This window comes from Pseudomonas sp. NFPP04, assembly GCF_900113815.1.
GTDB lineage: Bacteria > Pseudomonadota > Gammaproteobacteria > Pseudomonadales > Pseudomonadaceae > Aquipseudomonas > Aquipseudomonas extremorientalis.
Genome location: NZ_FOQS01000008.1, coordinates 213,030 through 232,951, shown reverse-complemented (window position 1 = coordinate 232,951; position 19,922 = coordinate 213,030). Strand labels below are relative to the sequence as shown.

Annotated in this window: 20 protein-coding genes; 7 read left to right on the top strand and 13 right to left on the bottom strand. The window is 61.3% G+C overall.

What is annotated here, in order from left to right; all coding sequences use genetic code 11:
- Positions 1-25: 25 nt before the first annotated feature.
- The 7 genes from BM017_RS18695 to BM017_RS18665 form a co-directional block, all read right to left on the bottom strand.
- The gene (locus BM017_RS18695; protein WP_092247027.1) at positions 26-952 is read right to left on the bottom strand and encodes an aliphatic sulfonate ABC transporter substrate-binding protein; all 927 of its coding nucleotides are present in this window, start codon (positions 950-952) and stop codon (positions 26-28) included.
- The gene (locus BM017_RS18690) at positions 952-1,965 is read right to left on the bottom strand and encodes an ABC transporter substrate-binding protein (protein ID WP_092247024.1); all 1,014 of its coding nucleotides are present in this window, start codon (positions 1,963-1,965) and stop codon (positions 952-954) included. The genes BM017_RS18695 and BM017_RS18690 overlap by 1 nt, the downstream gene beginning before the upstream one ends.
- A gap of 31 nt (positions 1,966-1,996) precedes the next feature.
- A complete protein-coding gene (locus tag BM017_RS18685; RefSeq protein ID WP_092247021.1) occupies positions 1,997-4,633 on the bottom strand; it encodes a TonB-dependent receptor plug domain-containing protein in 2,637 nt (878 codons plus the stop codon).
- A 115-nt stretch (positions 4,634-4,748) separates the two neighbouring features.
- Complete coding sequence (locus tag BM017_RS18680) at positions 4,749-5,693, bottom strand: FecR domain-containing protein (protein WP_092247018.1); 945 nt, start codon at positions 5,691-5,693, stop codon at positions 4,749-4,751.
- Complete coding sequence (locus BM017_RS18675; RefSeq protein WP_092247015.1) at positions 5,690-6,199, bottom strand: sigma-70 family RNA polymerase sigma factor; 510 nt, start codon at positions 6,197-6,199, stop codon at positions 5,690-5,692. The genes BM017_RS18680 and BM017_RS18675 overlap by 4 nt, the downstream gene beginning before the upstream one ends.
- Before the next feature lie 108 nt (positions 6,200-6,307).
- Positions 6,308-7,099, bottom strand: a complete 792-nt coding sequence (locus tag BM017_RS18670; RefSeq protein WP_092247014.1) for a phosphate/phosphite/phosphonate ABC transporter substrate-binding protein — start codon at positions 7,097-7,099, stop codon at positions 6,308-6,310.
- 9 nt (positions 7,100-7,108) lie between these two features.
- Entirely contained in the window at positions 7,109-8,038 is a 930-nt protein-coding gene (locus BM017_RS18665; protein WP_092247013.1) for a fatty acid desaturase, read from the bottom strand.
- Between the two features lie 301 nt (positions 8,039-8,339).
- Here BM017_RS18665 and BM017_RS18660 point away from each other — a divergent pair, with 301 nt between their 5' ends.
- Positions 8,340-8,777, top strand: coding sequence for a GNAT family N-acetyltransferase (locus BM017_RS18660; protein WP_092247006.1), 438 nt, complete (start codon positions 8,340-8,342; stop codon positions 8,775-8,777).
- A gap of 59 nt (positions 8,778-8,836) precedes the next feature.
- Positions 8,837-9,655 carry a class I SAM-dependent methyltransferase gene (locus tag BM017_RS18655; RefSeq protein WP_092247003.1) on the top strand — a complete coding sequence of 273 codons (819 nt, stop codon included), beginning with the start codon at positions 8,837-8,839 and terminating at the stop codon, positions 9,653-9,655.
- 76 nt (positions 9,656-9,731) lie between these two features.
- Here the strand turns inward: BM017_RS18655 and def are convergent, their stop codons facing one another.
- From def to BM017_RS18640, 3 genes are all read right to left on the bottom strand, one after another.
- A complete protein-coding gene (gene def, locus BM017_RS18650; RefSeq protein WP_092247002.1) occupies positions 9,732-10,271 on the bottom strand; it encodes a peptide deformylase in 540 nt (179 codons plus the stop codon).
- A gap of 3 nt (positions 10,272-10,274) precedes the next feature.
- A complete protein-coding gene (locus tag BM017_RS18645) occupies positions 10,275-11,228 on the bottom strand; it encodes a YihY/virulence factor BrkB family protein (RefSeq protein WP_058423207.1) in 954 nt (317 codons plus the stop codon).
- A gap of 169 nt (positions 11,229-11,397) precedes the next feature.
- Entirely contained in the window at positions 11,398-11,583 is a 186-nt protein-coding gene (locus tag BM017_RS18640; protein ID WP_016973106.1) for a CsbD family protein, read from the bottom strand.
- Between the two features lie 200 nt (positions 11,584-11,783).
- On the opposite strand from BM017_RS18640, the gene BM017_RS18635 reads away from it, so the two are divergent.
- Positions 11,784-12,161: a hypothetical protein gene (locus BM017_RS18635; protein ID WP_016973105.1), complete on the top strand. Its 378-nt coding sequence runs from the start codon at positions 11,784-11,786 to the stop codon at positions 12,159-12,161.
- A gap of 55 nt (positions 12,162-12,216) precedes the next feature.
- Here BM017_RS18635 and fadD1 read toward each other — a convergent pair whose 3' ends face one another.
- Complete coding sequence (fadD1, locus tag BM017_RS18630; protein ID WP_092246999.1) at positions 12,217-13,908, bottom strand: long-chain-fatty-acid--CoA ligase FadD1; 1,692 nt, start codon at positions 13,906-13,908, stop codon at positions 12,217-12,219.
- A gap of 394 nt (positions 13,909-14,302) precedes the next feature.
- Positions 14,303-15,991 (bottom strand): long-chain-fatty-acid--CoA ligase FadD2, encoded by a 1,689-nt coding sequence (gene fadD2, locus BM017_RS18625; RefSeq protein WP_092246996.1) that lies wholly within the window; start codon positions 15,989-15,991, stop codon positions 14,303-14,305.
- Between the two features lie 232 nt (positions 15,992-16,223).
- Between fadD2 and BM017_RS18620 the strand changes: the two genes are divergently transcribed.
- The gene (locus BM017_RS18620) at positions 16,224-17,168 is read left to right on the top strand and encodes an alpha/beta hydrolase (RefSeq protein WP_092246993.1); all 945 of its coding nucleotides are present in this window, start codon (positions 16,224-16,226) and stop codon (positions 17,166-17,168) included.
- A gap of 57 nt (positions 17,169-17,225) precedes the next feature.
- Complete coding sequence (locus BM017_RS18615) at positions 17,226-17,696, top strand: MaoC family dehydratase (RefSeq protein WP_010208208.1); 471 nt, start codon at positions 17,226-17,228, stop codon at positions 17,694-17,696.
- Between the two features lie 125 nt (positions 17,697-17,821).
- On the opposite strand, the gene BM017_RS18610 is transcribed toward BM017_RS18615, so the two are convergent.
- On the bottom strand, positions 17,822-18,289 hold the full coding sequence (locus tag BM017_RS18610) for a ferritin-like domain-containing protein (RefSeq protein ID WP_010208206.1): 468 nt from the start codon (positions 18,287-18,289) through the stop codon (positions 17,822-17,824).
- 205 nt (positions 18,290-18,494) lie between these two features.
- Here BM017_RS18610 and BM017_RS18605 point away from each other — a divergent pair, with 205 nt between their 5' ends.
- Together BM017_RS18605 and BM017_RS18600 are read left to right on the top strand one after the other, a co-directional pair.
- Positions 18,495-18,731, top strand: coding sequence for a DUF3820 family protein (locus BM017_RS18605; protein WP_092247157.1), 237 nt, complete (start codon positions 18,495-18,497; stop codon positions 18,729-18,731).
- Positions 18,732-18,740: 9 nt separating this feature from the next.
- The gene (locus BM017_RS18600) at positions 18,741-19,916 is read left to right on the top strand and encodes an aminotransferase class V-fold PLP-dependent enzyme (RefSeq protein WP_092246990.1); all 1,176 of its coding nucleotides are present in this window, start codon (positions 18,741-18,743) and stop codon (positions 19,914-19,916) included.
- Positions 19,917-19,922 lie beyond the last annotated feature (6 nt).

Sequence of the window (19,922 nt, the reverse complement as noted above, 5' to 3'; positions counted from 1 at the left end):
TGTGGCAAGCCCGCTCACCACACATTCATGGCGCCTTGAAGACGGCTTGCTGCACGTCGACCTTTTTCGGGATCAGGCCGTTGGCGAAGAACAGGTCCGCTGTGCGTTGCTGGGTCGCGACGTCCGAGGCTTGCAGCGGCCGGATCGGCGCGGGCGAGCGGTGTTCGAAGTAGCTTTTCACCACCGCCGGTTGCAGGCCCAGGGTCTTGGCCATCAGTGCGATGCTTTCTTCGGGCTTGTCGAGGGACAGACGCTGCGCCTTGCCCAGGGTCTGGATGATCGTGCCGATGGACTGCGGGTACTGCTTGGCAAACGGGCTGCTGACCACAAAGAAACTGCCGGCCGGGTTGAGGCCCTGCCCGTCACCCAGCACACGGGCGGAGCCGTCGACCACGGCGGCGGAGTAGTACGGGTCCCACACCACCCAGGCATCGACTTTGCCTTGCTCGAACGCAGCACGACCATCGGACGGCGACAGGTACACCACGTTCACGTCCTTCCATTGCAGGCCGGCGCGCAGCAGGCTTTTGAGGAACAGGTTGTGCGCGCTGGAGCCCTTGAGCAGCGCCACGCGCTTGCCCTTCAGTTCAGCCACGCTCTGCACCGGACTGGCCTTGGGCACCAGCACCGCTTCGGTCTTGCCCTCGTTGGGCTCGACGGCGAAGTATTGCAAGTCGATGCCGGCGGCCTGGGCAAAGATCGGCGGGATGTCGCCGATATTGCCGATGTCCAGGCTGCCGCCATTCAGCGCTTCGATCAGCGGCGGGCCACCGAGGAATTCGATCCACTGCACCTGCGTGCCGGGCAGCGCCGCTTCGAAGAGTTTGTGCTCACGGGCCAACACCATGCTCACCGAGCTTTTCTGGTAACCGATGCGCAAGGTGGAGGGCTCGGCCGCCAGCACGTGACCGGCGATCAACGAAAGTACAGCTGCAGCGAAGACTTTAAGCATCAGAGCGCTCCCTTGACCTTGGCCGCGACATCCGCCGGCACCCATTGTTGCCAGACGTCTGGATGGTCCTTGAGGAACGCTTCAGCCACCTGGCGGGGCGGCGTGCGTTTCTCGCTCATGTCGCCGAGAATGCCGTTGAGCAGATCAATCGGCAGGTCGACCTTTTCAAACACACTCACCAGTTGCGGGTACTGCGCCTTGAACGGCGCCGACACACCAATCGCCAGGCGTGCTGGCATCGAGCGGGTGCCGATGGGGTTGGGGTTTTTCGCGTCGGACAGGGTCTTCCAGGCATCAGCGTTGAACGGCGGCTCTTCCAGCTTGACCAGCTTGAACCGGCCCAGCAGCGGCGTTGGCGACCAGTAGTAGAACAACACCGGCTTGCCACGGCGGATCGACGAGGCCACTTCGGCATCCAGCGCCGCGCCGGAGCCGGTGCGGAAGTTGACGAAGCTGTCAGTGAGTTTGTAGGCCTTGAGTTTCTGGCTGTTGACGATCTCCGAGGTCCAGCCGGTGGGGCTGTTGAGGAAGCGCCCACGGCTCGGATCTTCGGGGTCGCGGAACACATCCTTGTAGCGCGGCAGGTCGGCCACCGACTTCAGGTCCGGCGCCAGGGGCTTGATACCGCGCGCCGCATCGCCCTTGATCACGAACTCCGGCACCCACCAGCCTTCGGTAGCGCCTTTGACCGTGTCGCCCAGGCCGAACACCTTGCCCTCGTTTTCCGCCTTGACCCACGCCGGACTGCGCCCGGCCCACTCTTCGCCGATCACCTGGATATCGTCCTTGGCCAGGGCGGCTTCCAGGCTCACGGTGCTGCCGGGCAGGGTGTCGGTGGGCAAGCCGTAGCCCTTCTCGACGATCAGGCGCAGCACCTCGGTGATCAGGCTGCCGCTTTCCCAGGTGATGTCACCGAAGTGGATGGGTTTGACGGCTTCGGTGGCGTGGACGGTTGGGGACAGCAGGCTCAGGGCCAGCAGGCCGCCGCCCAGGAGTTTCTTCAGATGCTTCATCGGCAACCTCATAGTTGTGCGGTGATGTTCGTTAAAAGTCATAACTGAGCCGCGTGTAGTAGAACGCCCCTTCCGGCGCCGACGGCGACAGGTAGCTGTACTGCTGGCCCGGGGTCTGGCGCAGGCGGGTGTTGAAGTCGTCGGGTTTGCTGTCGAACAGGTTGTTGGCGCCGATCGACAGGCGCAGTTGCTGGGTGAACGCGTAGTTCACGTCCAGGTCGGTGTTCCATTGCGCGGCGAAGGTCTGGTCGTACTGGGCGTTGGCTGCGCTGGCGGCGTATTTGCGGTACTCGCCGTAGCGGGTTTCGCTGAGGGCGATGGTCCAGGCGCCGATGCGGTGGGTGGCGCCGAGCACCAGCTTGTCTTCGGGGTAACCGTGCTCGAGGAAACCACGGGCTTCGCGGGTGAGGATGTCGAATCCGTTGGGGTTCTCGTGGACCTTCTCAATCGTGGTGCGCGCCCTGGTGTAACCGGCCGACAGGCTCAATGCGCCGTACTGCGCCAGGTCCAGGTTGTACTTGCCGACGATGTCGACACCCCGCGTGCGCGTATTGGCCGCATTGGTCATGAACTGCGCCCAGGTGTACTGGCCAAACCCGGCCTGCTGCAGGATCTGTTCGGCGCGCGGCCCGGAAATGCCGCCGCTGTAGAGCAGGCGGTCACGGATCGAAATCTGGTAAGCGTCAATGGTCAGGGACGCGTTTTCGACCGGCCGCAGCACCAGGCCCAGGGAGTAGTTGGTGGACTTCTCGGGCTTGAGCGGCTCGGCGCCCAAGGCACGGGCGGCCGGGTTGTCGGCGGGCAGCATGCGCGTCAACACCGGGTTGCCGTTGATGTCGACGTTGGTGGTGGTGGTCCACGACGTGCCGATCTGGCCCAGGGTCGGTGCGCGGAAGGAGTTGTTCACCGTGGCGCGCAGGCCCACCTGCGGGGTGAAGTCATAACGCGCCGAGAGCTTGCCGGTGGTGGCCGAACCGAAGTCCGAGTAGTGCTCGGTACGCCCGGCCAGGCCGATCTGGAATTTATCGGTGAGCTGATGTTCGAGGCCGAAGTACACACCGCCGACATCACGCTTGTAGGTGCCGGCGTCATCCGGCGTGAGCCCGGAGGCTTGCACCGCACCGACCTGCACGCCGTTGATGCCGCCAAAGGAGTAAGACTCGTAGTCGCCCTCTTCCAGCCGATATTGCTCATGGCGGTAGGCAATGCCCGCCGAGACGGTCAGCGGATGGCTCGACCAGTTGACGTCCAGATCCTTGGCGTAATCCAGGCCGAGGTTGGTCTGCTCGTTGACCAGGGTGGCCACGTCGAACTTGGTCGGGCTGTTCAAGCCGTAGCTGGGGTTGACCGTGTTGAAGGCCAGTTCATCGTGCTGGTCGCGCCCATAGGTGGCACTGAGGTCGAAGCGGCCGAGGGTCTCGTCTTCGTAGCGGGTGCCGACGGTCAGCGCACCGTCTTCATAGCGGTAGCGGTACTTGGGAATGGTGCCGTTGGGGTAGATGCCCGGCACGTTGTTCGGGTTGTTGGCCAGCAGCGGCGGCGTGTTGTTCACCGACTTGTCCTGGCCGAAGGTGGCGAAACTGTAGAGCCGCCACTGGTCGTTCAAGCCGATTTCGGCATTCGCCGCCAGGTTGAATTTATCGCGCCCGGCACCGCCCCAGCGGGGGTCTTGCAGTTGGCCGTCGGCGACATATTTGTCGCCAATGTCGGTGGGTTTGTTGTTGAGGGTGTTGAAGCTCAGCGTGAGGAAACCATCCCCCGGCAAGCCCAGGCCGTACCAGCCATCGGTGGTCTTGCTGAAGCCGTCGCCCTGGGCGTATTTGCCCAGCTGGGTGTTGACCTGGCCGCCGCTGTCACGCTCCTTGAGCACGATGTTGACCACGCCCGCCACCGCATCCGAACCGTATTGCGCCGAGGCGCCATCGCGCAGCACTTCGACGTGATCGATGCTGCTGATGGGGATCATGTCCAGGTCCACCGGCTGCGCGCCAATGAACGGTACGCCACCGGAGATGTTCACCACCGCCGAGGCATGGCGGCGCTTGCCGTTGATCAGCACCAGCGTCTGGTCCGGGGCCAGCCCGCGCAGGGATGCGCCCTTGGGGTTCTGGCCACGGGTGGCGCTCTGGTTCTGCGGGAAATTGAACGATGGCAGCAGTTGGAACAAAGCCTGGTTGAGGCTGGTGGCGCCGGTCTGCTTGAGTTCTTCGGCGTTGATCACATCCACCGGCGCGGCGCTGGTGAGGGCCGTGGCGTCACTGCGCCGGGTGCCGATAGCGACCACGCGGTCCAGGGTCGGGGCCTGGGCGGCGCTGGTCTGGGCCTTGACGTTGCGGATGGCGTTGTTGCTCGCGCTTTCCTTGATGATGAACGCGCCGTCCGGGCTGACCTGGACGTGCAGGCCGGTGCCCTTCAGTGCGGCGTCGACGGCCTGTTGCGCCGACAGCGAACCGTCTACGCTGGACGAAGAATAGTTCGCCAACTGTGGCGTGAACGAGATCACTTGGCCGCTTTGCCGGCTGATATCGAGCAGTACTTCATCCAACGGGCCAGGGGCAATGTGATAGGTCTGGCGCGCCTCTTCGGCACTGGCGGCGAACGAGAAAAACAGACTGGCCAACGGCACCAGGGCAAAGGTTCGACGCGGCACACGGTTGAACTGACTCACTTTGGCTCCCCCCAAGGAAACTCGAGAACGCTGCTCCCCGCAGCGCTTACGGGAGTGGTGTGGCACGGCCGGGGGAAAACTTGCAGATCGTTTGGTTATGTCGATAGAACCAAGGTCACGCGGCATTGACGTTCACCCACAGACCGGTGCGGCGAGTGATGTGGATCGGCAAGGTGCGCGCCAGGGTATCGAGGATTTGCTGGGGGTTGTCCAAGCGGTACAGGCCGCTGACACGCAGGCCCGCCACGGAGGGGTCCAGGCGCAACACGCCATTGTGGTAAGGCCGCAGCGCCTCGATGACTTCAGACAGCGGGCGGTCGCGCACTTGCAGGAAGCCGTCGACCCAGGCCGTGGCTCCGGAGGAGCTGGCCTGCACCGGGCCGAAACCGGCACGGTCATAGTGCACCTCATGGCCGGCGGCAAGTTGCAGGCGCTCGCCGTTCTGGCTGTCGATTTCCACCGCGCCGTTCAGCGCGACGACCTGGCCCTGCCCTGCCCGCTCGCGCACCAGGAGGCGGTTGCCATAGGCACGCAAACGCGCCTGGTCGGTCTGGATCATAAAAGGCCGAATGCGATCGCCAGCCACCCTGGCCAGCAACTCGCCTTCGCGCAGGCGCACCAGGCGCCGTTGTGGGTCGAACTGAATATCCGCCGCGCTTTGCGCGTTGAGCGACAGCTCGCTGCCGTCGTCCAACGTGACGGTGCGGCGCTCGCCGGTGCCGGTGCGGATATCCGCCGTGAGGTCCGCCAACGGCACACCCAGCGGCTTGGCCAACCAAGTCGCGCCGGCAGCCACACCAGCACCGACCAGCGCGACCTGTAACACCTGGCGACGGCTGGACGGTGCGTCCAATGCCTGCTGCAACAGCTGGCCGCTGACCCCTTGTGCCTGGGGAATCTGGAACACGCCGAGGCGCGTTTCCAACTGCAGGCACAACGCGTCATGGCGTGGGTCGGCGGCACGCCAGAGTTGGTAGCGCTGCCAGTCGCCCGCCGTGGCCTGGCCGGAACGCAGCAGCACGTACCAGCGCGTGGCGTCGTTGATCAGGTCGTCGTTCATTCCAGGCACAGCCGCAGGCAACGGTTGAAGGCGCGGGTCATGTAGTCGCTGACCGAGCGCTGGGAAATCCCCAGCTCGGCGGCGATTTCCGGGTAGGTCAGGCCATTGAGTTGCGAAAGCAAAAAGGTCGCCTTGACCTTGGCCGGCAAGCCGTCGAGCAGCTGGTCGATGGCGTGCAGGGCTTCGAGCATTTGTGCCAGCTCTTCCGGGGATGGCGCGGTAGACGTCGCATCGTTGTCGAGGGCATCGAGGTAGGCACGTTCCAGGTCACGGCGACGCCACAGCTGGTACATCAGGCGCTGGGCGATCGTAGTGAGCAAGGCGCGGGGCTGGCGGATCGGCACCACACCCGGCGCACTCAGGAGCTGGACGAAGGTGTCGGCGGCAATGTCTTCGGCGTGGGCGCGGGAATCAAGGTGGCGGTGCAAACGGCTGCACAGCCAGTCGTAATGACTGCGGAACAATCCGCCCACGTAATCGCTGTGAGAAGTGTCGGCGCCGGACATAGTGGCTCCATTTGAGAGGGTTGCACGTTATGTCCGGTGTTCCGGTGGAGCGATCCTAGCAAGGCTGCTTATTCTTTAATAATATTTAAAAGGTATTTTTATATAACTCTATTGAAGTACAGGATAGCCGACGCTGACGGCCTGATCCTGGTAGTTCAAGAGCACCACGTAGTCGTCTTCGCTGGCGGGGAATACTTCATGCAAGCCCAGTGTCTCGGCCACCTCGGGTAAGTCCTGCAACGCCTGGTTCATCGCCTGGCGGACCTGGACCACCTGTTCATCGCTCAAGCCCGGCGGGCCGATGTAGGGCAAGGTCGGGCTCGGCGCGCTGTGGGTGACGATGCGCAGCCCCGCCACCTCTTGCGGCGCGAAGCGGGCGAGGTAGTCGTAGGTCACGCTGTCGATAGCGGCGAGGTCGGCACGGTCTTCGCGCAGCCAGCGCAGGCTTTCGCGATGAGCGCCGCTGATGCCGACACTGGCGAAGAAACGCCCGTCGCGCTGCAACGGCGCCAGGCGTTCGCGCAACAGGTTCATGCCGCTGTTGGAGTCGTGGCCGTTGATCACGCCACGGCTGTTGTAGAAGTCCGCCAGAGGGTGGCGCGGGTTGTCGTCGCGGGTCAGCAACAGGCTGCAATGTTCGCCCCGGCTGCTGTGGGGCAGCTCATAGCGCGGTCGACCGATCACGCGGACCTGGCCGCGCAATTGGGTCATCAGTGGATAACCGCAGGTTTGGGTCACCAGCAATTCGGGGGCGAGCCACAGGCCGGGCAAGTCCAGATGATCGGCATTGAGACGGCGCAGTCCGAGGTGTTCAAGGATGCGCTCCAGCCACTGTTGGTTGGCCTGCCGGATCGGCTCGGGCGCGACATACATCAGCAGTTCGGCGTAGTGCTCACTCATGCTCGTCTCTCACGCAAAGGGGTGCCGGGGGCTGTCGATGGCCTTGAGCCCGTGGCGGCCGATCAACTGGCCGTAGCCTTGCACCAGGAAGCCGCCGCTGCGCGCGATCCATTGTTCACGCCGGGCACGGTAGACCGTGGGCAGCAAGTACCAGGGCAGTTTCGGCAAATCGTGGTGCACCAGGTGCAGGTTGTTATTGAGGAACAGCCAGGTCCACGGCCAGGACGCTTCGTTGAGCACGCTGCGTTGCTCGGGCCGGGGGTGCGGGCGGTGTTCATAGTAGGAACGGATCGAGGCCAGGGACAAGGCCGGCACGCTGACCAGCAGCAGGTAATGCCCCACCGACAGCGCGCTGCAGTGGGCGATGAATATCAACATCAGCACGGTGACGGCACCGTGGGCCAGCCACATCGGCCATACCTGGGGCAGGCGCTGGCATTCGTGGCGGATCAGGCGGCCAATTGCCAAAGGGGCAGAAAGCAGGAAGCGGCCGAGCACGGTCTTGGTCACCCCGTGCACGCCGCGTTCGAACAGCGAGCTGTGGTCCCATTGCTGCTGGGTGAGGTAGCGGCTTTCCGGGTCGATGCCCGGCAGGGTCAAGTCTTCGTCGTTGTGGTGCAGCAGGTGGCTGTCGCGGTACAACGTGTAGGGGTACCACACGGCAAAGGGTGCATAGCCGAGAAGTTTATTGAGCAGCAGCGAACGGGTGGGATGGCCGTGGAGCAGTTCGTGTTGGACCGACAACCACAGCGTCACGAGCGGGATCAACAGCAGTGTGCTCAACCACGGGCCCAGCCAGTGACTGCCAAGGATCACGGCAAACCAGCCAGCGTATACGCCGATCAACAGTAGCCAGGTCGGCCATTCGGTTCTGGCGGTAAAGCATTGGGCCAGGGTTTCGATTTCCCGGCGTTGGGCAGGATCAAGGTAGTGGGCCATCGGCAGCTCAGAGCAGGTGTTTCCTGCTCTGTGCAATGGCGCGGGAAAATCTTGCAGATCGTTTAGCTATAAGCTTGTAACTCAGTGACCGAACAGGCCTGTCTCGGTTTTCTTGGCTTTCTTGTCGGCGCGTTTTTCATCCGCGGTCTTCGCCGGTTTTTTCTTCGCGGCTTTCTTTGAATCCATACCTTTGGCCATGATGCGTACTCCACTTTAAGGGGTTGCAGTCATGGGTATACCACCTATTGCCTCGCACAAGGCGTTTATAATCCCCGGCCCTTGATCACGCTGCCTGAAGACCATGCCCCCATTGCACATCGAACCGCTGGCCGAGCCCTTGTGGCCCCTGCTGAACAAGTTTTACCGCAGCCACAATTCGTCGATGAAAGCGCTCAAGGGCGGGCGCTTGTGGGTGGCGCGCGACAGCGAGATTGTCGCCGGCCTGTGCCTCACGCCCGTGGTTGGCGGGCAGTGGTTGACCGGGGTGTTCGTTGACCCGGCCTATCGCGGCCAAGGCTTGGCGGCGCGGCTGATCACGGCGGCTGCGGCCGATGTGGACGGTATGTTGTGGTTGCTGTGCCATCCGGAACTGGAAGGGATGTACCGGCGCATGGGCTTCACCCAGGACACGCTGTTGCCGCAGTCGCTCAACGAACGGCTGGTGCGCTACAAGCGCAACAAACCGATGATCGCGATGGGCTTAGATCGTTTGGTGAGGTCGACCACCGATAATGTGTGATCAGCATGTACAGGGCCCATGCTAGCCTCGGCGGCACAATGGCCCTTTACAGGATGATCATGAAAACGACGCTCGCAGCCCTCTCCCTCACCGCCCTGCTCGCCCCGGCCTTGAGCCAGGCCGCCGACGCACCGATCAGCGCCCGGCAGTACCAAAGCGTGCTGGCCGGCAGTTGGCGCGACCCGGCCAACAGTGCCCGCGACGGCTATCGCCACCCGCAACAGACCCTGGAGTTTTTTGGCCTGGGCGCCAGGCAAACCGTGATCGAGATCACCCCGGGCGGCGGCTGGTACAGCGAAGTACTGGCGCCGTTGCTCAAGGATCAAGGGCACTACATCGCCGCCGTGCAGGCCGCGAGCAGCAGCGCCTACGCGCGCACGTCGGAAGAGAACCTGAAGAAGAAATTCGCGGCCGACCCTACGCGCTACGGCAAGGCCTCGGTGGTGGAGTTCGATCCCAAGGCGCCGGTATTCGGCAAACCCGCTTCGGCGGATGCGGTGCTGACGTTTCGCAATGTGCATAACTGGGTAGCGACAGGCACCGCGCCGGCCACCTTCAGTGCGTTCTACCGGGTACTGAAACCGGGCGGTGTGCTGGGTGTGGAAGATCACCGGGCCAAGGACGGGGCGGATCTGCAGGCAATCAAGGACAGCGGCTACCTGACCACCGCCCAGGTGGTGAAGCTGGCGACCGATGCCGGGTTCAAGCTGGCGGGACAGAGCGAGGTGAATGCCAACCCGAAGGACACCAAGGATTACCCGGCAGGCGTGTGGACGTTGCCGCCGACGTTGAAATTGGGAGAGCAGGACAAAGCGAAGTATGTGGCGATTGGCGAGTCGGATCGGATGACGTTGCGGTTCGTCAAACCGACCCAATAACCCGCCTTGAAATACAGTCACCCTGTGGGAGGAGGCTTGGCCCCCTCCCACAGGGTGATCTCAGTATGTCTGAGAGTTAGTCGTCGGCGGTGGGGTCCATGTCCGGGAACATCACCTCGATAAACCCGAACTTGCTGAAGTCGGTGATCCGCGACGGGTACAACCGGCCGATCAGGTGATCGCACTCATGCTGCACCACCCGCGCATGAAAACCGTCGGCAAACCGCACAATCGGCTCGCCCTTGGGATCAAACCCTTCATAGCGAATCTGCTGATAGCGGTTCACTGCACCACGCATACCGGGTACGGACAGGCAACCTTCGTACCCCTCTTCCAACACCGGGCTGAGGGGGGTAATCAACGGGTTGATCAGGATCGTCTGCGGCACCGGTGGCGCGTCCGGGTAACGTTCGCTGGCCTCGAAGCCGAAGATCACCAATTGCAGGTCCACGCCGATCTGCGGTGCGGCCAGGCCTACGCCGCCCACGTGCTCCATGGTCTGGAACATGTCATCGATCAATTGCCACAGCTCGGGGCTGTCGAACATTTCCGGCGGAACCGGAGGCGCGATGCGCAGCAAGCGCTCGTCGCCCATTTTCAGGATTTCACGGATCATCGATCAGACTTCGTCAGGGGTGGGCTTGGAGTGGTCCCGGCCGAGGCCGGAGACGTGCTGTTTTTCGCCGACAGGCGGCGCGGACTGATCGAATTCCTTTTCACCCGGGTCCTTGCCTTCGGCGGACATGTGTTCGATCACCGCGTTCATTTCCGCCCCCAGCAGCAACACGGCGGCGGAAATATAGAAATACAGGAGCAGCACGATGATCGCACCGATACTGCCATACATGGCGTTGTAGTCGGCGAAGGTTTTGACGTAGTAGCCAAAGCCCAGGGACGCGACGATCCACACCACCACCGCCAGCACGGAGCCTGGGGTGATGAAGCGGAATTTCTGCTCGACGTCCGGCATCACGTAGTACATGAGGGCCACGGCGAACATCAGCAAAATCACGATCAACGGCCAACGCAGGATGGTCCACAGGGTCACAACGAATTCCTGCATGCCGATCTGCCCGGCCAGCCACTCCATCACTTGCGGGCCCAGTACCATCAGCGCGGCCGCGGCCAGCAACATGCCGGCGATGCCGACGGTGTAGAAAATCGACAGCGGGAAGCGCTTCCAGATCGGCCGACCTTCCACCACGTCGTAGGCGGCGTTCATCGCGCTCATCATCAGGCGCACGCCGGCCGAGGCAGTCCACAGCGCAATCACGATACCCACCGACAGCAGGCCACCCTTGGATTGCTGCAACTGGTCGATCACCGGGTTGACCTGCTCGAGGGCCTGGGGCGGCAACACCAGCTCCGATTGCAGGCGCAGCCAGGTGAAGAAATCCGGCAGGTGCAGGAAACCGATCAGGGCAATCAGGAACAGCAGGAAGGGGAACAGCGAGAACAGCATCTGGTAGGCCAGTGCCGAAGCGTAGGTGGGCATTTCGTCATCGACGAATTCCTTGACGGTACGCAACAGCACTTTATGCAGCTTGAGACCATCGAGAACCGGAAAAATCATAGCGTCTCCTTTCGCCGCATAAAGGTTGAGTTTGTGGGCGACTCAGGGGCCGTTTTCTACATCAAGGTAGCCTATTTGGCGACCTTGAAACAATTTCGAAACTTTAATCACGCCATGTGACATAAAAACGGCCATCCGTGGATGGCCGTCAGGTTGCGCAAAAGCAGGCCTATTTGGTCGCTTTTTTTACTGCATCCTTGGTATCGCCGACGGCTTTTTCCACCTGGCCTTTCTTTTCCTGCACCACGCCTTCAGCGCGCAGTTTGTCATTACCGGTGACTTTGCCGACGCCTTGCTTGATATTGCCGACGGCCTCGTCTTTCAAACCTTTTGCCTTATCCGCTGTGCTGCCCATGGTATTTCTCCGAAAGAACAATCAAAGGGTTTTGGTCATTACCTAAAGATTGACCCGGGGCCGTTCGGCAGAGTTTCAATTATTTTCGTCGGGCATTTCATCGCCGACCGCAGGTTTGGCTTTATGTTTTGCGGCCAACCCACGAGAATGCCCGGCACATTCAGGCTACAACGCTGAATAACAGATCCCGTAGGAAGGTTATGAAACTCAATAAAGCACAGGCCATCGCCCGCAGAAACACCGAACTGGGCGGTGCCGTACTCGGCGTCAACAACTGCCACTTCACCGACCTGGACCGCAAGCGCAACATCTGGTGGTTCGACCTGCCAGTGGGCCGGATTGCCGTGGGCCAGTACGAGTGGATCCACCTGTTGATGCACAACGCCGAGACCGATCAGTTGCTGCACCTGAAGGTGCCGACGGTGTTCCTGCGTGAAAAGCTCGAAGGCCTGGTGGTGCGCAATGCGGGAAAGCGCAAGCCTGAGATCACTCTGGAGCTGAGCGCGGACAAGGACTCGTTCTTGAAAGATGTGCGCCCCGCCGGGGCTGGCGTGAGCTTCGCGCAGTTCGCCCTATAGAAACCGCTGTTCAAAATGTGGGACGGGGCAAGCCCCCTCCCACATTTGTATAGCGTTACTTTTTAAGACCGAGCTTCTTCAACTCTTCATCACGCAGCTCACGCCGCAGGATCTTGCCTACGTTGGTGGTCGGCAGGGCATCGCGGAACTCGACAGCCTTGGGCACTTTATAGGCCGTGACGTTGGCGCGCATATGCTCCATCACTTGGTCCTTGGTCAGGGTGGCACCCGGCTTGACCACGATAAAAAGCTTGATGTGCTCCCCGGACTTCTCGTCCGGCACACCAATGGCCGCGCACTGCAGCACGCCCGGCAGGCCCGCCAGTACGTCTTCCAGCTCGTTGGGGTATACGTTGAAGCCCGAGACCAGGATCATGTCTTTCTTGCGATCGACAATGCGCATGTAGCCGTCCGGCTGGATGATCGCGATGTCACCGGTCTTGAGCCAGCCTTCGCTGTCGAGCATCTCGTCGGTGGCGTCCTGGCGCTGCCAATAGCCCTTCATCACTTGCGGGCCTTTGACGCACAGCTCGCCGGTTTCACCCAGTGCGAGTTCGGTGCCGTCGTCGGCGATGACCTTGCAGACGGTGGACGGCACCGGGATGCCGATGGTGCCGATCTGGATATGCTGGATCGGATTGACCGTGGCCACCGGGCTGGTCTCGGTCATGCCGTAGCCTTCGCAGATGCCACAGCCGGTCACGGCCTTCCAACGCTCGGCCGCCGCCAGTTGCAGGGCCATGCCGCCGGACAGGGTGACTTTCAGCGCAGAGAAATCCAGCTTGCGGAACGCCTCGTTGTTGCACAGCGCCACAAACAGCGTGTTCAGGCCGACAAAGCCGCTGAACTTCCACTTCGACAGTTCCTTAACCATCGCCGGCAGGTCGCGCGGGTTGCTGATCAGGATGTTGTGGTTGCCGATCAGCATCATCGCCATGCAATGAAAGGTGAACGCGTAAATGTGGTAAAGCGGCAGCGGCGTGATCAGGATCTCGCAGCCTTCATTCAGGTTGGAGCCCATCAGCGCCTTGCATTGCAACATGTTGGCGACCAGGTTGCGGTGGGTGAGCATCGCGCCCTTGGCGACGCCGGTGGTGCCGCCGGTGTATTGCAGCACGGCCACATCGCTGCTGGCCGGGCTGGCATCGCTGACCGGTTGGCCGTGCCCCTTGGCCAGCACGTCGTTGAACTTGATCGCCTTGGGCAGGTGATAGGCCGGGACCATTTTCTTCACGTACTTGATGACGCTGTTGATCAGCAGGCGCTTGAGCGGCGGCAACAGGTCGGCGACTTCGGTGACGATCACATGCTTGACGGCGGTCTTGGGCACGACCTTTTCCGCCAGGTGCGCCATGTTGGCAAGGCACACCAGGGCCTTGGCGCCAGAGTCGTTGAATTGGTGTTCCATTTCCCGCGCGGTGTACAGCGGGTTGGTGTTGACCACGATCAGGCCGGCGCGGATGGCGCCGAACACGGCGACCGGGTATTGCAGGACGTTGGGCAGTTGCACGGCGATTCGGTCGCCGGGCTTCAAGTCGGTGTGCTGTTGCAGGTACGCGGCGAAGGCGCCGGACAGTTCGTACAATTCACCGTAGGTGATGGTCTTGCCCAGGTTGCTGAAAGCCGGTTTGTTGGCGAAGCGCTGGCAGGACTGCTTCAGTACCGCCTGAATATTCGGATACTCGTCTGGATTGATTTCTGCGGCAATCCCGGCGGGGTACTTATCCTTCCAAAAGTCTTCGTTCATGGAAGCCCACTCCTCAGCGACGTCAGCGACGCGAATTCATCATCGCATTTGATGCGATTATTATTGGTGTATGTTTTTTTAGGTGAATCTGGCGCTTTCAAGCAGGCCGAGACGTCACAAAGCGCGCCGAGAGTAGCAGCTTTGCCAAAGGCCGCCTAGAGCCAAAAGAGGGGGTCACGGTCATAAACACGACTGTCCTACAATATTTGGTCACACTTTAAACCAAGCTGAAATAGCGGCATAGATGGCTCTGGAACGGGGCTTTCAGAACAACACAGTACAAATGTGGGAGGGGGCTTGCCCCCGATGGCAGTGGTTCAGTCTACGCATCTGGTGACTGACCCACCGCCATCGGGGGCAAGCCCCCTCCCACTTTTTTTCAGCATATTTCAGGTCAAGCGATATCGCGCAACTCACGCCGCAAGATCTTGCCCACCGGCGTCATCGGTAACGAGTCGCGCAACACGATGTGCTTGGGCACCTTGTATCCCGTGAAGTTGGTCTTGCAGTATGCCTTCAACTCTTCAAGGCTCACCCCTTGGGCACGCGCCACCACGAACAGCTTCACCGCCTCCCCCGTGCGTTCATCCGGCACGCCGATCACCGCGCAGTTGGCCACTGCCGGGTGGGCCATCACGACATCCTCGATTTCGTTGGGATACACGTTGAAGCCCGAGACGATGATCAAGTCTTTCTTACGGTCAACGATGCGCACAAAGCCATCGTCATCGATCACCGCGATATCACCGGTCTTGAGCCAGCCTTCGGCGTCCAGCGCCTCGGAGGTGGCGGCCGGCTGCTGCCAGTAGCCCTTCATCACCTGCGGGCCCTTGATACACAGTTCTCCGCGCTCGCCCAATGGCAGCTCGACACCCTGATCATCGATCACTTTCATCGCCGTGCCCGGCACCGGAATGCCCACCGTCCCCAGGCGGGATTTGCTGCCGTAGGGGTTGGTGCTGGCCACCGGTGAGGTTTCTGTCAGGCCATAACCCTCGCCAATCGCGCAACCGGTAATCTGCTGCCAGCGTTCGGCCGTGGCCTTGATCAGCGCAGTGCCGCCGGAATTGGTGAGCTTGAGGTGGGAGAAGTCCAGGGTCTTGAAGTCCGGGTGGTCCATCAACGCCACAAATAGCGTGTTGAGCCCCAGCAGCCCGGTGAACCGCCACTTTTTCAGTTCCTTGATGAAGCCGCCGATGTCTCGCGGATTGGTGATCAGCACGTTGTGATTGCCCGAGACCATCATGCACATGCAATTCGCCGTGAAGGCATAGATATGGTAAAGCGGCAGCGGCGCGATCATCACCTCCTGCCCTTCCTTGATCAGCGGATGACCGTCATCGCCGGTCTGGGACATACAGGCGCGCACCTGTTGCATGTTCGCCACCAGGTTGCCATGGGTGAGCATCGCGCCCTTGGCCAGGCCGGTGGTGCCGCCGGTGTATTGCAGCACCGCGATGTCGTCCAGTGTGACGGGGTGGCGGGTCACGCCCAGGCCCGCGCCCATGTGCAGGGCGCGCTTGAATGACACCGCGCGCGGCAGGTTGTAGGCCGGCACCATCTTCTTGACCTTGTCGACCACCGTGTTGATCAGCCACCCTTTGGCAGCGGGCATGAAGTCGCCCATCTTGGCTTCGATCAGGTAGTCGATCTCGGTGTCGCTGCACACCTCCTGCACCCGCGAACCGAACAGGTTGAGGTAGACCAGCGCACGCACGCCGGCGTCCTTGAACTGGTGACGCATCTCGCGCGGGGTGTAAAGCGGGTTGGTATTGACCACGATCAGCCCGGCGCGCAAGGCGCCGAACACCGCAATCGGGTAATGCAGCACGTTGGGCATCTGCACCGCGATGCGCTCGCCCGGCTTGAGGTCGGTGTGCTGTTGCAGGTAGCCGGCGAACGCGGCGCTCTGGCGTTCCAGTTCGGCGTAGGTCAGGGTGATGCCCATGTTGCTGAATGCCGGACGGTCGGCGAAGGCCTTGCAGGAGCGCTCGAAGACTTCGATCACCGACTTGTAGGCAGAGAGGTCAATGTCGTTGGGAACGCCCGCTGCGCGTTTGTCATTCCAGAAATCAGGTTGCATTATTCTTGTCCTCTTACCTGAGTGTGTCCGGCCGCTTTCTGACTGCTATGAAAAGCGGAGCTTTGGGGACGTTAGCAGCTATGGCCAAACAGGCAAATACAGGAAAGAGCGTCATTAATTGCGTGAATCTTCCTACAAGGCTTCGCACTGATCAGACGCAGCCGTGCGGATGAGCTATACACTGCAACGACGCTGAGCAGACCTTGAGCAGACCTTGAGCAAAGGAACCGCCATGAACCACACCTCCTTCTGGCTGACCGCGAATGACCGCAGCCGCCTGTACGTCAATCAATGGATGCCCGACGGTCCGCCCAGGGCGCTGGTGATGCTGTCCCATGGCATGGCCGAGCACAGCGGGCGCTATGCGCGCCTGGCGCAAGCCCTGTGCGACGCTGGCTACGGTTTATATGCGCCGGACCAACGGGGTCACGGCCGCACCGCCGACGAAGGCACCCTGGGCCTGTACGCCGAGCACGACGGCTGGAACAAGGTGGTGGGCGACCTCGCCAGCCTCAACCAGCACATCGGCCAGCAGCAGCCGGGGTTGCCGATCATCTTGCTGGGGCACAGCATGGGCAGCTATATCGCCCAGGCCTATCTGCTGCACCACAGCGCCAGCCTGGATGGGGCGATTCTCAGCGGTTCGAATTTCCAGCCGGTGGCGCTGTACCGCGCGGCGCGATTGATCGCACGGGTCGAACGACTGCGCCAGGGATTGCGCGGGCGCAGTGCGCTGATCGATTTCCTGTCGTTTGGATCGTTCAACAAGGCGTTCAAACCCAATCGCACCGCTTTCGATTGGCTCAGCCGTGACCCGGCCGAAGTGGACAAGTACATCAACGACCCACTGTGCGGGTTCCGCTGCACCAACCAGCTGTGGATCGACCTGCTCGGCGGCTTGCAGCAAATCAGCAAAGCGTCCAATCTCGCGCAGATCGACCCGGGCCTGCCGATCCTGGTGATGGGTGGCGAATGTGATCCGGTGAGCGAAGGCAAGCGTCTCAACAGCCTGGCCGACGCCCTGCGTGAAGCGGGCTGCCAGCACCTGCAACTGAATATCTACCCGCAGGCGCGCCATGAAGTGTTCAACGAAACCAACCGTGATGAAGTCACGGCGGATGTACTGAGCTGGCTCGGCCAGGCCCTGACCTTGCGCAGACCGACGCGCTGCGAATAAATTTTCGATTAAAATCAGTCAGTTAAATTACCGATTAGCCACAGGATGCACGTTTAGATGACCCAGGTAACCAACACCCCGTACGAAGCCCTCGAAGTCGGCCAGACCGCCAGTTACAGCAAGTTGGTGGAGGAGCGTGATATCCAGCTGTTCGCCGCCATGTCCGGCGACCACAACCCGGTGCACCTGGATGCCGAGTACGCCAAGGCGACCATGTTCAAGGAGCGTATCGCCCACGGCATGTTCAGCGGTGCCCTGATCAGCGCAGCCGTTGCCTGCGAGCTGCCTGGGCCGGGCACGATCTACATCGGCCAGCAGATGAGCTTCCAGAAGCCAGTGAAAATCGGCGACACCCTGACCGTGCGCCTGGAAATCCTCGAGAAGCTGCCAAAGTTCCGCGTGCGCATCGCCACGCGTGTGTTCAACCAGCGCGATGAGTTGGTGGTGGATGGCGAGGCGGAAATCCTGGCGCCGCGCAAGCAGCAGGTGGTGACGCTGACCGAGTTGCCGCCGATCAGCATTGGCTGAAGTCTACGCAAGACAAATGTGGGAGGGGGCTTGCTCCCGATAGCGGTAGATCAGTCGATATTTCAATGACTGAGGCACTGCTATCGGGGGCAAGCCCCCTCCCACATTCTTTTACAGCGCAGGGCTTACGACTGAGCGCGAGCCTGGTTACGCAGAGCTTTCACCTGGTCGTGGTTGCGTTGCACGCCGTGGTACTGACGCTCAACCAGGTCACGAATGCCCAGCAGGTTGTGCTTGTTGATCTTCTCGATCGCTTCCTTGTAAGCCTTCAGTGCGTGGTCTTCACCGCGCTCGGCTTCGTTCAGCACCGCTTCTTCATCTTTACCGGTGAGCATCGACTTCACGTCGACCCAACCACGGTGCAAAGCGCCAGCAACGCTGCCGGAATCTTCCGGATCGCCACCCAGGGCACGCACGGCGGTTTTCAGCTCGGCGGCAGCGGTGGCGCAGTCGGCGGAACGCTTGGCGAACAGGGCTTTGAGCTCTGGGTGCTTGATGTCTTCAGCGCACTCCTTGAAACCCTTTTGGCCGTCGATGCTGGTTTCGATCAGGTCGTTCAGTACGGAGATCGATTCTTTATTGATGTCAGTCATTTTTCAATTCCTTGTACGGGTTAGAAGGTTGTCTTAGTGATTGCAGCGCCCGTGCCAGGTTTTAAAAAAACAAAATACATATATATTTCAATCACTTAAGATTAATTGAACCATCTGTATGTATGTTATTTGCATGATCTGTCATTTGGCCTTCATGCAGAATGCCTGTATTTTCCAAGGTCACGACTCAACCTTCCGAGCCTTCATGAATCCCGAAAAACTCGCACTGCTGATCACCCGCGAAATGCCCTTCGGCAAATACAAGGGACGGATCATCGCCGACCTGCCCGGCCCCTACCTCAACTGGTTCGCCCGTGAAGGTTTCCCCCACGGCGAACTCGGCGGCTTGTTGGCGTTGATGCAGGAAATCGACAGCAACGGATTGTCCGAGTTACTCGAACCGCTACGTGCCAAACACGGCAAACCCGCCCCGCGCCATTGAGAGCTCCCAATGCCACGCAACGCTGACAACGAACAACATTGGCAGGTCGTTTCCGAGCGCTACGCCTTGGAGCCCGGCCCGATCAACCTGGAAAACGGTTACTTCGGGCGTATGAGCCGAACGGTGCAATCCCATTACCTGGACCAGGTTGCGCTTATCAACCGGAGTAATTCGCTGCATGTGCGCCAGCGCTTCGAGCAAGGCGAGAACGTCGAGATTCGTCGGCAACTGGCCGAGCTGATTGATGTGGCCCCGGAGTCGGTGGCCTTTACCCGCAACGCCACCGAAGCCTTGCAATCACTGATCCGCAACTACAACCGCCTGCAACCGGGCGACCAGGTGCTGATCAGTGACCTGGAGTACGACACGGTCAAGGGTGCCATGCGTTGGCTGGCCGGCGTTCGCGGGGTGGAGGTGATCGAACTTTCCCACACAAACCCTGCCAGTTTCGACAGCCTGGTGCAGACGTATCTTGATGCGTTCGTCCAGTACCCACGTCTGAAGCTGATGGCGCTGACCCACGTCACCCACCGCACCGGCCTGGTGATGCCCGTCGAAGCGGTCGCCAGGGCGGCGCGCGAGCATGGCGTGGACGTGATCCTCGACGGTGCCCATGCCCTGGGCCAGATCGAGTTCAACCTGGCCGAGCTGGGCATTCAGTTTGCCGGCTTCAACCTGCACAAATGGATCGGCGCGCCACTGACCCTGGGCTTCCTGTACATCGCCCCGGAGCGTCTGGCCGATATCGACCCGGACATGGGTGAGTTTCACTACCCCGCCACCGATGTGCGTGCACGTACGTCCTACAGCACGCCGAACTTTCCGGCGCTGATGACCTTGCCGCTGGTGTTTGAAGAGCATCGCCAATTAGGTGGCTCGGCGGCAAAAGGCGCACGGGTGAATTACCTGCGGGACCTGTGGGTCAGCCAGGTGCGGGCATTGCCGGGGATCGAGGTGCTGACGCCGGATGATCCGAGGGTGTATTGCGGGATTACGGCGTTCAAGTTCAGCGGGCGGGATCAGCAGGCGATGGTCGATAGACTGCTCAAGGACTACAACCTGTTTGTCACTACTCGAACCGGTGCGTCGTTCGGCACCTGTATCCGGGTGACGCCGGGGCTGGTGACGTCGGCAACCGAGATCGCCGTGCTGGTCAAAGCCATCACCGAGTTGAGCGTCGGCTAAGCGCCT